The 14,158-nt window shown below is 71.5% G+C and carries 13 protein-coding genes; 6 read left to right on the top strand and 7 right to left on the bottom strand.

All coding sequences use genetic code 11. The features are described from left to right. Positions 1-127 precede the first annotated feature (127 nt). The 5 genes from ACFWGJ_RS01985 (at position 128) to ACFWGJ_RS01965 (ending at position 6,019) form a co-directional block, all read left to right on the top strand. Entirely contained in the window at positions 128-3,112 is a 2,985-nt protein-coding gene (locus ACFWGJ_RS01985) for a nitrate- and nitrite sensing domain-containing protein (RefSeq protein WP_387320279.1), read from the top strand. Then, complete coding sequence (locus ACFWGJ_RS01980) at positions 3,109-3,609, top strand: roadblock/LC7 domain-containing protein (RefSeq protein ID WP_387320277.1); 501 nt, start codon at positions 3,109-3,111, stop codon at positions 3,607-3,609. Before ACFWGJ_RS01985 ends, ACFWGJ_RS01980 begins: the two co-directional genes overlap by 4 nt. Next, positions 3,606-4,034 carry a DUF742 domain-containing protein gene (locus ACFWGJ_RS01975; protein WP_387320275.1) on the top strand — a complete coding sequence of 143 codons (429 nt, stop codon included), beginning with the start codon at positions 3,606-3,608 and terminating at the stop codon, positions 4,032-4,034. The genes ACFWGJ_RS01980 and ACFWGJ_RS01975 overlap by 4 nt, the downstream gene beginning before the upstream one ends. Beyond that, positions 4,015-4,677 carry an ATP/GTP-binding protein gene (locus ACFWGJ_RS01970; RefSeq protein ID WP_387320273.1) on the top strand — a complete coding sequence of 221 codons (663 nt, stop codon included), beginning with the start codon at positions 4,015-4,017 and terminating at the stop codon, positions 4,675-4,677. The genes ACFWGJ_RS01975 and ACFWGJ_RS01970 overlap by 20 nt, the downstream gene beginning before the upstream one ends. 88 nt (positions 4,678-4,765) lie before the next feature. Beyond that, positions 4,766-6,019 (top strand): styrene monooxygenase/indole monooxygenase family protein, encoded by a 1,254-nt coding sequence (locus ACFWGJ_RS01965; RefSeq protein WP_387320271.1) that lies wholly within the window; start codon positions 4,766-4,768, stop codon positions 6,017-6,019. Between the two features lie 66 nt (positions 6,020-6,085). Here the strand turns inward: ACFWGJ_RS01965 and ACFWGJ_RS01960 are convergent, their stop codons facing one another. From ACFWGJ_RS01960 to ACFWGJ_RS01945, 4 genes are all read right to left on the bottom strand, one after another. Further along, a complete protein-coding gene (locus tag ACFWGJ_RS01960; RefSeq protein ID WP_387320270.1) occupies positions 6,086-7,222 on the bottom strand; it encodes an NlpC/P60 family protein in 1,137 nt (378 codons plus the stop codon). A 106-nt stretch (positions 7,223-7,328) separates the two neighbouring features. Beyond that, positions 7,329-7,664 carry a hypothetical protein gene (locus ACFWGJ_RS01955; protein ID WP_387320268.1) on the bottom strand — a complete coding sequence of 112 codons (336 nt, stop codon included), beginning with the start codon at positions 7,662-7,664 and terminating at the stop codon, positions 7,329-7,331. 10 nt (positions 7,665-7,674) lie between these two features. Beyond that, a complete protein-coding gene (locus tag ACFWGJ_RS01950) occupies positions 7,675-8,400 on the bottom strand; it encodes a TetR/AcrR family transcriptional regulator (RefSeq protein ID WP_387320267.1) in 726 nt (241 codons plus the stop codon). 168 nt (positions 8,401-8,568) lie between these two features. After that, a complete protein-coding gene (locus ACFWGJ_RS01945; RefSeq protein ID WP_387320266.1) occupies positions 8,569-9,519 on the bottom strand; it encodes a diiron oxygenase in 951 nt (316 codons plus the stop codon). A gap of 173 nt (positions 9,520-9,692) precedes the next feature. On the opposite strand from ACFWGJ_RS01945, the gene ACFWGJ_RS01940 reads away from it, so the two are divergent. Then, positions 9,693-10,799 carry a ferritin-like domain-containing protein gene (locus ACFWGJ_RS01940; RefSeq protein WP_387320265.1) on the top strand — a complete coding sequence of 369 codons (1,107 nt, stop codon included), beginning with the start codon at positions 9,693-9,695 and terminating at the stop codon, positions 10,797-10,799. A 13-nt stretch (positions 10,800-10,812) separates the two neighbouring features. Here the strand turns inward: ACFWGJ_RS01940 and ACFWGJ_RS01935 are convergent, their stop codons facing one another. The 3 genes from ACFWGJ_RS01935 to ACFWGJ_RS01925 all read right to left on the bottom strand — a co-directional run bounded on the left by ACFWGJ_RS01935 (position 10,813) and on the right by ACFWGJ_RS01925 (position 14,146). Further along, a complete protein-coding gene (locus tag ACFWGJ_RS01935; RefSeq protein WP_387320264.1) occupies positions 10,813-12,270 on the bottom strand; it encodes a penicillin-binding transpeptidase domain-containing protein in 1,458 nt (485 codons plus the stop codon). A 17-nt stretch (positions 12,271-12,287) separates the two neighbouring features. Then, positions 12,288-13,679 carry an FtsW/RodA/SpoVE family cell cycle protein gene (locus ACFWGJ_RS01930; RefSeq protein ID WP_387320263.1) on the bottom strand — a complete coding sequence of 464 codons (1,392 nt, stop codon included), beginning with the start codon at positions 13,677-13,679 and terminating at the stop codon, positions 12,288-12,290. A 92-nt stretch (positions 13,680-13,771) separates the two neighbouring features. Further along, positions 13,772-14,146, bottom strand: a complete 375-nt coding sequence (locus ACFWGJ_RS01925; protein WP_387320262.1) for an SH3 domain-containing protein — start codon at positions 14,144-14,146, stop codon at positions 13,772-13,774. Positions 14,147-14,158: the final 12 nt, after the last annotated feature.

The following is a 14,158-nucleotide window of genomic DNA, read 5'->3' as shown; positions in this document are numbered from 1 at the left end:
TCCTTCGTGTGGCGGGTCAGGCGATGCGCGACCACTGCCCACCGGCACTGGGAGGGTCGGGAGCCGAACCGGGACGACACGCGAGTTGACGGATCGTCACCCGGGCCCATGGGGACACGAGTCAAGAATGCGAGCACCGGTGCAGAAAATGCGGCCTCGGCGCAAAGGCAGGCAGCCGGCCTCGGGTGGAGCCTCAGGGCACACCCCGAACTCACCGGCACCGCAGGACACTCCGGACCCCGCGGGACGAGGTCGGCCCGCTCACGTACGCAGCCGGCTGATCGTCGCCGTCGCCGTGGTGGCCGCCGCGATCGCCGGAGCGGGTGCTCCGTCCGTGATCGCCGCCTCCGGACAGCTGAACGATTCCCAGAACCTGGTGACGTCGGCCGAGCGGACCCAGGACGCCCTGGCCCTCGCCCACTCACTGGCCGACGAACGCGACGAGGTCACCTCGTACCTCGCGGCCGGCCGGCCCAAGGGGCAGGCCCCCTCGGAGCGCCGCAGCGCCCGCGTGGACCGCCAGGTCGACGAACTGCGCGTCGCCGCCGTCGAGGCGGACGCCCCCGCGTCCTTCCTCAAGACGCTCGACGCGATCGCCGCCGTCCGCAGGTCGGCGCTCACCGGGGAGAGCAGCGCCCTCGAAGCCCACCAGGCGTACTCGACGGCCCTCACCGAACTGCACGCCCTCGCCGAGGACCTCGCAGGGGAGATCCCGCCCCGCGCGGGCTCCGGCGCGCACGCCCTCGCCGACCTCGACACCGCCGTCCAGCAGGCCGCCTCGACCCGTGGTCTGCTGCTCGCCGCGCTGAGCGTGCCCACCAGCAGGCAGACCACCACCGACCCCATCACGGGCCTGCCCACCACGACCACCACGTCGTCGGCCGCCGCGACCAAGCAGCGCGACGCGCTCACCGCCGCGGCCCAGCAGGCCAACGTCCGTGAGCAGGCGGCCCTCGCCGACTTCGCCGGCACGGCACCCAAGGCGGACCGGACCTCGTACGACTCCACGGTCAACGGGCCGGATGTCGCGTCCGCCGAGAAGTACCTGGCGAGCCTGGCGGACCAGCCGACGCTCTCCGACGACGAACTGGCCACCAGCACCAAGAAGCTGGACGCGGCGCTCTCCTCCCGCGTCGAGCTGATGCGCGGCGTCGAGGCGTCCCTCAACACCCAGCGTGCCGAGGAACTCGCCCAGCTGCGCGACGACGACGTCACCGGGCTGGAGATCCGCGTCGCGATCCTCGGCGCGCTGATGCTGCTCGCCGTCGGCGTCTCCACCGGCATGGCCCGGTCGCTCACGCGCCCGCTGTCCGTCCTGCGCCGCGGTTCGGCGCGCCTGGCCGCCGAGCCCGGCACCGGCGACCCGGTCAAGTTCACCGGCCGCAACGACGAGTTCGCGCAGGTCGTGCGCTCCGTCAACACGCTCCACACGCACGCCGTCGCGCTCCAGGAGCGCCTCGGCACGCTGGAGGGCGACCGCAAGCACCTCATCGGCCAGCGCCAGAAGATGGCCGACGAACGCGACAGGTTCCGTACCGAACTCGCCGAGGCCACCGCGCATCTGGAGCAGGTCCGGCAGAACATCCACGGCACCTACGTCAGCCTCGCCCTGCGCACCCTGGGCCTGGTCGAACGGCAGCTCGGCGTCATCGAGGGCCTCGAAGAGCGCGAGCAGGACCCCGAGCGCCTCGCCACGCTCTTCAAGCTCGACCACTTCGCCACCGTCATGCGCCGCCACAGCGAGAACCTGCTGGTCCTCGCGGGCGCGGAGCACGGCCACCAGCACCCCGGACCCGTCCCGCTGGTCGACGTCGTCCGCGCGGCCGTCAGCGAGGTCGAACGCTACGAGCGCGTCCGGATCTCCGCGCTGCCGCCGCACGCGCACCTCGCCGGGTTCGCGGCGGACGACATCAGCCACCTGGTGGCCGAACTCCTGGAGAATGCCTCCTCGTTCTCGCCGCCCGACATCCCCGTCGAGGTCTCCGGCTGGCTCCTGGAGAGCGGCGAGGTCATGCTCTCCGTCCAGGACGAGGGCATCGGCATGACCGGCGAGCGGCTGGAGCGGCTCAACACCCGCCTCGCGGCCTTCGACCCCGAGGACCCGTACGACGAGGAGAGCGGCGAGGGCCTCGGCCTCGGCCTGTACGTGGTGGCCCGGCTCGCCCACCGGCACGGTGTACGGGTGCAGTTGCGCGAGCAGAAGCAGGGCGGCATCACGGCCGTCGTGGTCCTGCCCAAGGCGCTGCTCGCCGCCGCGCCCGCCGTGGCCGTGCCCCAGGCGACCAGCGCGCCCACGCCCGGGGGCGCCGCCGCGATGTCCCTGCCGGGAGCGGACGCCGAGGTCAACTCCAACGTCCTGTACGGCCGCCAGGGCCGCGACCCGCTGATCGCGGCGGCGGAGGACACCCTGCGCGAGACGGACGGGGCGGGGACCGCTCTCGCCCCGCCCGAGCCGGCTGCCGCGCCCGACCCGGCCGTCGCCGACGAGGCACCGGCCCCCGCTTCGGTGAACGCCGCCGACCCTGAGGCCACCGCCACCGCCACCGCCGACTCCGCGGACACCGCCGACTCCGTGGACACCGCCGGCCCGGGCGAACCGCCGTCCGAGCCCGACGCCCCGGAGGCGGAGCAGCCCGGCGGCCCCGAGACCACCATGGTCCTCATGGCCCCGCTGTCTCCCGCGCCCTCCGAGTCTGCGGCGGACGACCCGGCCGTGCGGCTCCCGGCGCAGGCCACCGGGGACCACCGCGCCGAGACCCGCCGTGCCCCCGACCCGTACGCCATCGGTCCCGACACCCACGAGCGCGCCCCGGACGACGTGCAGACGTCGCCGGAGCCGGTGGAGCCGGTGGAGCCGGTGGAGCGGATCACCGACAAGGGGCTGCCCAAGCGGACCCCGAGGATCGCCGCGCCCGCGCCGGCCGCCGGTCCGCGTCAGACGCCCGTCGACGCCGAGGCACTGCGCCGCCGCCTCGGCGGGTTCCACCGGGGTGCCAGCGAGGGCCGCCGCGATGTCGAAGCGGAGATCGCCGAACAGACGTCTGAGCTGGAGACGCCCGCCGCACATGCCGTAGAAACCAAGGGGGACACCGTCGAGGAGGCAAGCAGTTGACTGCGCCCAGTACCTTCGGACTGAGCCATGAAGCCCGTAATCTGCACTGGCTGCTGACGAACCTCGTCGAGGAGGTGCCGGGCCTCCTGTCGGTCGCGGTGGTCTCCTCCGACGGCCTGTTGCTCCTTTCCTCCGACCCCGGGAGAAACGCGCAGGCGCGGCAGGACGAGGGGAGACCCTCGGGTCCGCGCGGGTCCGCGGCGGACCTGGCCACCATCGTCTCCGGCATCGGCAGCCTCGCCATCGGCGCCGCCAAGCTGATGGACAGCGGCACCGTCAAGCAGACGATGGTCGCGATGGAGGAGGGCGGGCTCTTCGTCATGTCGATCAGCGACGGTTCGCTGCTCGGTGTGCACGGCGCCCCCGACTGCGACATGAGCGTCGTCGCGTACCACATGGCGCTCTTCGTGGGCCGTGCCGGACACGTCCTGACTCCCGAACTCCGCAGCGAGCTGCGCCAGTCGCTTGAGGCCACGACGATGGAGACGGCCAAGTGAGCGACCAGAGCGGCGCGTCCGGCGCGTCCGGCACGCCCAAACTGCCGGTCCGCGGCGGGGACCGCAAACCCGCCCGCGTACGCCCCTATTCGCTCACCGGGGGCCGTACGCGCTTCGGGCACGTGCTGCTCGTCGAGACGTTCGTGGCCGCACTGGAGGCCCCGGATGAGCGGCGTGAACTGGAGAATGGTTCACTCTCCACCCGGGTGATGCCGGAGATGAGGGCCATCGTCGAACTCTGCCGCCGGATGCGTACGGTGGCCGAGGTCGCGGCCCTTCTGAAGATGCCGCTCGGTGTGGTCCGGGTGCTCCTCAGCGACCTGGCGGACCAGGGCAAGATCCGTGTGTACGGAACAGGTCACGGCCCGGGACAGCCGGACCGTGCTCTGCTGGAAAGGGTGCTGAGTGGACTCCGTCGTCTCTGACGTCTCCCGCGTCTCGGATGTCTCCCGATCGTCCGGCCTCCCCGAAGTCGTGGAGCCCGACGAGGAGTTGAGGGCCTGGCAGAAGGATCGGACCCGCGCGCCGATCGCCACGAAGATCGTGGTGGCGGGTGGCTTCGGGGTGGGCAAGACCACCCTCGTCACCGCCGTCTCCGAGATCACGCCTCTCCAGACGGAGGCGTTGATGACACAGGCGAGCGAGGGCACCGACGACCTCAGCTCGACCCCGGAGAAGACCACCACGACCGTGGCCATGGACTTCGGCCGCATCACCCTCGACGACGACCTGGTGCTGTACCTGTTCGGTACGCCCGGGCAGCAGCGGTTCTGGTTCATGTGGGACGACCTGGTGCGCGGGGCGATAGGCGCCGTGGTCCTCGCCGACACCCGCCGTCTCAAGGACTGCTGGCCGGCGCTGGACTACTTCGAGAGCTGCGGGCTGCCGTACGTCGTCGCCGTCAACCACTTCGACGGCAGCGAGCGGTTCGATGCCGACGACGTGCGGGAGGCGCTCACGATCCCCGGGCACATACCTGTCATGATCATGGACGCGCGCCGCAGGATCTCGGTCATCGAGAGCCTGCTGGCACTGGTGGGCCACGCGCTCGACGTCAGCCCCGAATAGCTCGTACCGGACAGTCCGCACAGGACGTCAGCCCCGAACAGGGCGTAACAAGGCGTACGCGTACGCAGAGTGCACAGTGAGGACCCGCATGCGGAAGATACTCGTCGTCGGAGCCGGCCAGTCCGGACTCCAGCTCGCCCTCGGACTCCAGTCGAACGGGTACGAGGTCACCCTGATGTCCAACCGGACGGCGGACGAGATCCGTACCGGGCGCGTCATGTCGACCCAGTGCATGTTCCACACGGCACTGGAGCACGAGCGCGCGCTCCAGCTGAACTTCTGGGAGTCCCAGGCCCCGAAGATCGAAGGACTCGGCGTCTCGGTCGCGGCCCCCGGCTCCTTCGACCCGGGCCCCTCGCAGCGCGCCATCGACTGGGTCGGCAAGCTCGACGGGTACGCGCAGTCCGTCGACCAGCGCGTGAAGATGGCCGGCTGGATGGAGACGTTCGCACAGCGCGGCGGCCAGCTCGTCATCCACGGCGCCGCCGTCTCCGACCTCGACTACTTCGCCCGTACGTACGACCTGGTCCTCGTCTCGGCCGGCAAGGGCGAACTGGTGTCGATGTTCGGCCGCGACGCCTCCCGCTCCCCGTACGCGCAGCCGCAGCGCGCCCTCGCCGTCGCGTACGTGCACGGGCTCGGCCCGCGCCCCGAGCACCCCGAGTTCGACGCGGTCCGCTGCAACCTCGTGCCCGGTGTCGGCGAGCTGTTCGTGATGCCGACGTTCACCACCTCCGGCCGGGCGGACATCCTCTTCTGGGAGGGCATACCCGGTGGCCCGCTGGACGCCTTCCAGGGTGTGAAGGACCCGGCCGAGCACCTCTCCCTGACCCTGGAACTCATGGAGCGGTTCACGCCGTGGGAGTACGCCAGGGCCACCAAGGTCGAACTCACCGACGCGGGCGGCACGCTGGCCGGCCGCTACGCGCCCACCGTCCGCAACCCCGTCGGCCGACTGCCCGGCGGCGGCCTGGTCCTCGGCGTCGCCGACGTGGTCGTGGCGAACGACCCGATCACCGGCCAGGGCTCCAACTCCGCCTCCAAGTGCGCCGCCTCGTACCTCGACTCGATCGTCGGCCACGGGGACAAGGAGTTCGACGAGCAGTGGATGCGCGCCACGTTCGAGCGCTACTGGGACACGGCCCAGCACGTCACGAAGTGGACGAACGCGATGCTCGGCCCGCCCCCGGAGCACGTCCTGAACCTGATCGGCGCGGCAGGCCAGCTCCCTCCGGTCGCCAACCGCTTCGCGAACGGCTTCAACGACCCGTCGGACTTCGAGAACTTCTTCTACGAGCCGGAGAAGACGGGGGCTTATCTGGCCTCGGTGACGGGTGGCTGAGGGCCGCTCGTGCCTGCCGCGCCGTCGTGGCCGGCCGCGCAGTTCCCCGCGCCCCTTCTGGGCGCCCTAGTCCGTGTCGTAGCCCTCGTCCGAGCCGTCCGTCGCGTTGTCGGGGAGCTTCGGTGGTGTGTACTGCCGTAGGGGCTTTCCCGAGGGGTCCGGGCGGACCGCGCCCAGGATCGGGTTGGCCGCCAGAGGGGAGACCTTGATCTTCGCTCCTGGTCTCGGGGCCTGGATCACCAGGCCGTCGCCCAGGTACATCGCCACGTGCGTGGCCTCGGGGAAGTAGACCACCAGGTCGCCGGGGCGCAGGTCGGGCAGGGGGACGCGGGGGAGTTGGGCCCACTGTTCCTGGCTGGTGCGGGGGATGGGGCGGCCCGCGTCCGTCCAGGCCTGTGAGGTGAGGCCCGAGCAGTCGTACGAGTCCGGGCCCTCGGCGCCCCACTCGTACGGCTTGCCGATCTGGGCCACGGCGTAGCGCAGTGCCGCGCCCCCCTGCGGGGTGGGGCGGCGGGTGCTGCTGAGCGCGCCCGACGCCACCAGTTCGTCCTGGGCCTTCGCGACCCCGGACCTCTCCAGTTCGGCCACCCGCGCGAGCTGCTCCTCGGTGAGCGAGGCCAGCAGCTCCTCGACGTCCTTCAGCCGCTCGCGCACCAGGTCGCGGTCCTTTCTCTGCTGACCGGCGAGAGCGAGCCTGTTGTCGAGGGCTGTGCGGGCCCGGCGTGCCAGATCGTCGGTCCGCCGTTCGTCCCCCGCAAGGCGCTCCATCGTCCCGGCCCGCTCCTGGGAGACCTGCCGGATGACGTGGCCCTGGTCGAGCGCGTGCTGCGGGTCGCGGGCGAGCAGCAGCTGTAGGTACGAGGAGATCTCGCTCCTGCCCTGGTACTGCTGCCGGGCGAGCCGTCCCGCGGCGCCGCGGCTGCCGTGGAGCGCGTGGCGGGCCGCGGTGAGCCGGCCGGTGAGCTGCGCGACCTCGGTCCGCTGCCGCTTCAGCCGCTCCTCGGTCGCGTTGTACGTCTCGGTGGCCTTCTCGGCCTCCCGGTACAGCCGCTGAAGGTCCGTCAGCAGTTCGGCCACGGGGCGCTCGGCCGCGGGGGAGCGGCTTTCGTCCGGGTCGGGCGCCGCCATGGCGGGTACGGGCACCAGCACCGCGCCGGCCGCGATCGCCGCCGTGCAGACCAGTCGCAGAAGCCTTCCTGACACGTCGTCACCTCCGGTGCGGGGCGGTATGTCCGCCTCTCCGCATCGTGAGCATCAGACGCCCGCACGAGCCGCGCGCGCCGACCGTGGGCGGACCGGCCCAACCACGTCACCCGTGGGTGTCCTCCGGCTTGCCGTCCGGCGTGGCGTCTGGCGTGGCGTCCGGCACCGGACCGGGAGCGGGGTCCGGCTTCGACCACGGCCACTTGAGTTTGCCGGTGCGGCCCGTGGGGTCGTACTCGTACTTCCATCCCTGGTGCAGGCCGAGGCGGCTGCTCGTGGCCGCCTGTACGCGGCGGTAGACCAGGAGGGTGGGCGCGCCGCCGTCGTTCGACGGCACCGGGACGCGGTACACCTTCGGCGGATGCCCGGTCGGGCCGAGCAGGACCGGCAGCACACGGCCGTCCAGGGGGCCGCCCTCGAAGGGGGTGTCTTCGCTCTTCACCGGGCCAGTGTCACAGCAGGTGGGCCGCGTCGCCCACCACGGGCAGCACCCGGCGGGCCAGCGAGCCCATCGGTCCGTCCGCGGACTCCAGCGTCAGCGCGGCCCGTACCACCGCGGCGGTCTGCTCGTCGCGGGCCGCCGACGCCACCAGGCAGGCCACGAACTGCTCGACGAGCCAGTCGCGCAGCTCGTCCAGCGGGGGTTCCTTCTCCTCGTCCAGCCAGATCAGCGAGGCCGCCTCGACGGCCGTGATCCACATCCGGACGGTCATGCGGAGCCGGTTCCCGGGCGCCTCAACGGCCAGGTGGCTGAGGATGTGCTCGGCGGCGGCCCGTCGTACGCCGTCCACGATGGCCGTCGTCCGCGACGTCTCGACCACGCTGCCGCCCTGCAGCAGGGCGCTGAAACCGGCGTCGTGCTGGTCCACGAAGGCGAGGTAGCGGTCCAGGGCGTTGGCGAGGCGGCGGGTGAGGGGACCGTCCGGCGGTTCGGCGAAGCAGTGCTCCAGCTCCTGTGCGGCGGAGCGGAGGGCCGCCTCGTACAACTGCTGCTTGCCGCCGGGGAAGTAGCGGTAGACCAGCGGGCGGGAGACGCCTGCCGCCTCCGCCACGTCGTCCAGGGAGATGTCCTCGGGGGCCCTTGCCGCGAACAGGGACAGCGCGGCGTCGAGGAGCTGACTGCGTCGCTCCTCGACGCTCAGGCGCCGGTATGCGCGGGTGGGGGCCTGCGAGGTCATGTTTTGCAGGGTAACCCGTTCCCGGGGGTGCGGGGTGGGCGTGGGGTGGGGTGGGGTCGGTGGGTGGGTGGGTGCGGGCCGGTGGGGGCTGGTCGCGCAGTTCCCCGCGCCCCTGACGGGCGGAGCTGCGCCCGCGCCTGACGGGCGGGGCTGCGCCCCTGCCCCGGTTCAGGCCAGCAGGCCCGACGACTTCCACAGGCGGCGGCCCGCGCCTCGTAGGACGCCTATGTCGTCGAGGAAGTCCGTGAGGCGTTTGCTGCCTGTCTGCATGATGTCCCGGCGGTGGGCGCTCGCCTTCACCTGGGCCTGGGCCTCCCGGCTGTCGAGGCCGACGTTCGTGTAGACCTCCGGGTTGACGAAGGCGACCGAGAAGACGCGGGCGAACTCGCCCGAGGTGATCCGGGTGAACTCCTGCGACCAGCGCGGCGCGGTCATCATCTGGCGGCGCAGTTCCTCACGCGCGTACCGGACGTGGCGCGACTCCTCCACCACGTGGATCCGCGTCACCCCGCGCACCAGCGGCTGCACCCGCTCGTCCGGGAACGTCAGCCGCTGCATCCAGTCGAGGACCTCCTCGCCCAGCAGCGTGGCCGTGAACGAACCAGGAGTCGTGGACACCGTCTTGAAGAGCCGGCCCAGGTTCTGGTGCAGCCGGCTCACCGGGTAGTGCGGGGTCCCGCCCCGGGTGATCAGCCGCGCGAACATCTTCGAGTGGCGGCACTCGTCCTCGATCTCGGTCAGCGCGTACCGCACGTGCGCGCTCGTCGCCGCCTTGTCGTAGATGTGCCGCACCAGCAGCTGCATGAGGATGATCTCGAACCAGATCCCCAGCGAGGCCAGTGCCGCCGCCTCGTGCCGGGAGAGCAGGATCCGCTGCTCCTCGCTCATCCGTTTCCACATCGGGGTGCCGTAGAGCGACACCAGCTCCGGCGGCCAGAACCACTTGCCGTCCTCGAAGGGCGCGTCCCAGTCCAGCTCCTCGTCCGGGTCGAAGGAGTGCTTCGCGGAGGATTCGAGCAGCCGCTCGGCCACCTGCTCGCGGTCCTTGAGCAGGCCGAGCGCGTCGCGCAGACCCGCGATCCCGGTGTCCTCAGGGTCCTCCGTCGTCACGGTCGTCATGGCTGTGCCCACCTCGCCGTACGTCGTCATGGCTCGTCGTGCGTGCGTCGCCGTGCCCTGACGCATGCTGGTTACCGCCGGTCACGTCTTATGAGACTGCTTGTCAGCAAGCCCGTCAATCCCCCCTGCGCAACTTGTTGACCCGCCGTCTACCACGTGTGAGCCTGCGAGACATGCCGACCTACGACCTGTACGCCAAGGACCCCGGAGCTCCCCTCTGGCAGGTGCCCGCGACCGGCGCGGCACGGTTCAGCTGGGAGTACGACGAAGGGCGCGACCGCCTGCTGGCCCTCTACCAGAAGGGCAAGGACAAACAGTGGGACGGGCAGAAGCGGATCGACTGGGACCTGGAGGTCGACCCGCACGACCCGATCGGCACCCCCGACGAGTCGATCTCCATCTACGGCACGCCGTACTGGGAGAAGATGAACGACCGCGACCGGGGTGAACTGCGCAAGCACGTCGCCTCCTGGCAGTTCAGCCAGTTCCTGCACGGCGAGCAGGGCGCCATGGTCTGCGCGGCCCGCATCGTCGAGTCCGTGCCCGACCTGGACGCCAAGTTCTACTCGGCCACCCAGACGATGGACGAGGCGCGGCACGCGGAGATCTACGCCCGCTTCCTCCACGAGAAGGTCGGGATGGTCTACCCGGTCGACGACAACCTCCAGTCACTGCTCGGCGACACCCTGCGCGACTCCCGCTGGGACATGCCCTACCTCGGCATGCAGGTCCTCATCGAAGGGCTCGCGCTCGCCGCGTTCGGCCTGATCAGGGACACCACCGAGAAGCCGCTGCCCAAACAGATCCTCGCGTACGTCATGCAGGACGAGGCCCGTCATGTGGCCTTCGGCCGGATGGCGCTGCGCGACTACTACAAGCAGCTCTCCGACGCCGAACTGCGCGAACGCGAGGAGTTCGTCATCGAGGGCTGCTACCTGATGCGGGACCGGCTGCGCGGCACGGAGGTCCTGGAGAACTTCGGCGTGCCCCGGGCCAAGGCCGAGGAGTACACCGAGCAGTCGGAGTTCCTGGCCCTCTTCCGCCAGCTGCTGTTCTCCCGCATCGTCCCCTGCGTCCGCGACATCGGCCTGTGGGGCAAGCGCCTCCAGCAGGCCTACGTCGACATGGGCGTCTTCGACATGGGGAACTCCAATCTCGACCTCCTGATGTCCCAGGACGAGGAGCTGGCGGAGAAACTCGACGCGGACCGCTTCGCGGCGGAGGAGCAGGCGCGGGTGACGGAGGTCGAGGAGGCCATCGACGCGGGCTCCCAGCCCTGATCCTCGAAGGGCGTCACCGGTCGAGCACCGCCTCCATCACCGCCCGGGCGATCGGCGCAGCGTCCCCGCCGCCGCTGATGTCACCCCGGTCGGCCGCCGCGTCCTCGACGACGACCGCGACGGCCACCGCCGGTTCCATGGAGTCGTCGTCCTGCGCCCAGGAGATGAACCAGGCGTACGGCGTACCGGAGTTGTGGACGCCGTGCTGGGCCGTGCCGGACTTGCCGCCGACCGTGGCGCCGGGGATCGCCGCGTTCGTACCGGTCCCCTTCTCCACCACGTCCGTCATCAGCTCGCGCAGCCGCACGGCCGTGCCGGGGTTCATCGCCCGGCGCAGGGTGTGCTGCACCGTCGCGGACACCGTGTCGCCGTCGGCGGTGGTCGTCCGCTCCACCAGGTGCGGGGTGCGCACCGAGCCGTAGTTGGCGACGGCCGCGGCCACCATCGCCATCTGCAGGGGCGTGGCACGGGTGTTGTACTGGCCGATGGAGGACAGCGCGAGCTGCGCCTTGTCGACCCGGGTGTCGAAGGTGCTGGGCGAGACCCGGAAGGGAATGCCGAGCTTCCGGTCGTTGAAGCCGAAGCCGGCCGCCGTCGTGCGCATCGCGTCCCGGCCCACCTTCACCCCGAGCCCGGCGAAGACCGTGTTGCACGACCACTGGAAGGCGTACCGCAGCGACGCGTCCGCGCACCCCTCCACCTCGTTGGTCAGCCGCGCCGAACTGCCCGGCAGCCGGTACGGGTCCGGGGAGTCGGTGGGCGCGTCCAGGTCACGCACCGCACCCGAGTCCAGCGCCGCCGCCGCGGTGACCACCTTGAAGGTCGAACCCGGCGGATACGTCTGCCGTACCGCCCGGTTGAGCATCGGCTTGTCCGCCGCGCCGTTCAGCCGCGCCCACGCCCTCGCCACGGCGGAGTCGGTCCCGGAGAGCTCCGCGGGGTCGTAGGAGGGGGTGGAGACCAGGGCCAGGATGCGGCCGGTGGACGGTTCGAGCGCGGCCACCGCGCCCCGCCGCGCACCGAGCCCGGCGTACGCCGCCTGCTGCGCCGCCGCGTCGAGCGTCGTGACCACCCGACCGCCGGGGTCACGGACCCGGGCGAGGTCGTTCCACAGCGGAAGCAGCGAGAGCGCCGGGTCGGTGCCCGCCAGTACGCCGTCCGCGGCGCCCTCCAGCAGGGAGGTCCCGTACACCTGGGAGGCGAAGCCGGTGACCGGGGCGTACAACGGGCCGTTCTTGTACGTCCGTTCGTAGCGGAACTGCTCGCCGGAGTCCCGGGACCCGGTGACCGCCCGGCCGCCGACGAGGATGTCACCGCGCGGCTGGCCGTAGCGGGCGATCGTGTGGCGGCGGTTGGCGGGATTCTCGTCGTACGTACGGGCCTGGACGAGTTGCACACGGGTGGCGTTGACGAGGAGGGCGAGCAGCAGGAGCGCGCAGAACGCGGCGGCGTGCCGGATGTACCGGGTCATGGGCCGGCCGTTGCCCGTCACGGCGCGACCCCCTCTCCCCGCTGCCTCTCCTCGCCCTGCTGTTTCTCCTCGGAGCGGCCGCGTGCCGAGTCGCTGAGGCGCATCAGCAGGGCCACGATGATCCAGTTGGTGACGACCGACGAACCGCCCTGCGCGAGGAACGGCATCGCCATCCCGGTCAGCGGGATCAGCCCCGTCACCCCGCCCGCGATCACGAAGACCTGCAGCGCCACGATCGAGGCGAGCCCGACCGCGAGCAGCCGGCCGAAGGGGTCGGCCAGGGCGAGGCCCGCCCGGATACCGCGTTCGACCAGCAGCCCGTACAGGATGAAGATCGCGGAGAGGCCGGCCAGGCCCAGTTCCTCGCCCGCCGTGGCCAGGATGAAGTCCGACTTGACGGCGAAGCCGATGAGGACCGAGTGGCCGGCGCCGAGGCCCGTGCCGAGGAACCCGCCGGCGGCGAACGCGAAGAGGGACTGCGCGAGTTGGTTCGGGCCGCGGCCCGCCTCGATCGACGCGAAGGGATGCAGCCAGTCCTCGACCCTGCTGTGCACATGCGGCTCCAGCCAGCCGACGGCGAACGCCCCGCACGCCGCGAGCAGCAGCCCCACCGCGATCCAGCCGGTGCGGCCCGTGGCCACGTACAGCAGGATCACGAACAGGCCGAAGAAGAGCAGCGAGGTGCCGAGGTCGCGTTCGAGGACCAGGACGCCCACGCTCAGCAGCCAGACCGCGAGGATCGGGCCGAGCACGCGCCCGGTGGGCAGTTGGAGCAGCCAGATCCGCCGGCCGGTGTACGCGAGGGCGTTGCGGTTGGCGGCGAGGTAGCCCGCGAAGAACAGCGCGAGCATGACCTTCGCGAACTCGCCCGGCTGGATGGAGAACCCGGCGATCCTGATCCAGATCCGGGCGCCGTTCACCGCGGGGAAGAAGATCGGCAGGACGAGCAGGGCCAGCGCGGTGACGACGGACACGTACGTGTAGCGCTGGAGCACCCGGTGATCGCGCAGGAGCACGATCACCGCGATGAACAGGGCCACGCCCAGGGTCGACCAGACGAGTTGCGTGGGCGCCGCCCGGTCGGCCGGGGTCTCCAGGTCGAGCCGGTAGATCAGGACCAGGCCCAGGCCGTTGAGCAGGACGGCGATCGGCAGCAGCAGCGGGTCGGCGCAGGGGGCGCGCAGGCGCACCGCGAGATGGGCGAGGAGCGCGAGCACGCCCAGCCCGGCGCCGTATCCGGCGGCGCCGGGCGGGACGGATCCGGTCCGTGCGAGCCCGACGCCGCAGTAGCCGTACACGGAGAGCAGGACGGCCACGATCAGGAGGGTGAACTCGATGCCACGGCGCCGGGGGAGGCGTACAACGGGAGCCGGCGGGTCCGCCTGCACTGTCGTTCCGGGCGAGAGCATGTCCGGAAGTTAGCAAGCCGGTCGCCCGATGTCCTGTTATGTCGCGACAGAGGGGCTGTGCCGGTGTGCCTCGGGAGGCACGGGGGGTGCGCTCAGCACCAGCGGGGCGAGGCGCCGATGTTGTCGATGTAGCGGGCGGCTCCCCAGGCCCAGGTGCCGTCGGCGAGGAGGTACCACAGGGTGTTGCCCTGGACGCTCTGGCCGGGCGTCTTGCAGAAAATGGAGACGACCTCGCCGTACTCCGCGAAGCCGATCACGGCACTGCTGCGGGTCGGCTTGTCCCGCAGGTTCAGCCCGCCGGGCGCGCTGATGCGGCCCTTGTAGTACCGGGGGTGACTGCTGTCGTGGCTGCCGTGGTGGTCGCCCCAGTCGTCACCGGCGAGGGCGGGGCTCGCGCCCCCGAGGACGAGACCGCCACAGGCGGCGGCTATCCCGAGACGACGGACGAAAGCGGTACGCAGAGACATGGCGGACTCCTC

The sequence above is a fragment of the Streptomyces sp. NPDC060205 genome (genome assembly GCF_042728395.1).
Taxonomy (GTDB): Bacteria; Actinomycetota; Actinomycetes; order Streptomycetales; family Streptomycetaceae; genus Streptomyces.
The sequence above is the reverse complement of the archived record's forward strand: the minus strand, read 5'-3'. Positions and strand labels throughout refer to the sequence as shown.

Excerpts from the sequence above, each read along its gene's own strand:
- ACFWGJ_RS01940 (WP_387320265.1), top strand. The coding sequence starts at position 9,693 with ATGCCGACCTACGACCTGTACGCCAAGGACCCCGGAGCTCCCCTCTGG.
- ACFWGJ_RS01935 (WP_387320264.1), bottom strand. The coding sequence starts at position 12,270 with ATGACCCGGTACATCCGGCACGCCGCCGCGTTCTGCGCGCTCCTGCTG.
- ACFWGJ_RS01965 (WP_387320271.1), top strand. The coding sequence starts at position 4,766 with ATGCGGAAGATACTCGTCGTCGGAGCCGGCCAGTCCGGACTCCAGCTC.
- ACFWGJ_RS01930 (WP_387320263.1), bottom strand. The coding sequence starts at position 13,679 with ATGCTCTCGCCCGGAACGACAGTGCAGGCGGACCCGCCGGCTCCCGTT.
- ACFWGJ_RS01945 (WP_387320266.1), bottom strand. The coding sequence starts at position 9,519 with ATGACGACCGTGACGACGGAGGACCCTGAGGACACCGGGATCGCGGGT.
- ACFWGJ_RS01985 (WP_387320279.1), top strand. The coding sequence starts at position 128 with ATGCGAGCACCGGTGCAGAAAATGCGGCCTCGGCGCAAAGGCAGGCAG.
- ACFWGJ_RS01950 (WP_387320267.1), bottom strand. The coding sequence starts at position 8,400 with ATGACCTCGCAGGCCCCCACCCGCGCATACCGGCGCCTGAGCGTCGAG.
- ACFWGJ_RS01925 (WP_387320262.1), bottom strand. The coding sequence starts at position 14,146 with ATGTCTCTGCGTACCGCTTTCGTCCGTCGTCTCGGGATAGCCGCCGCC.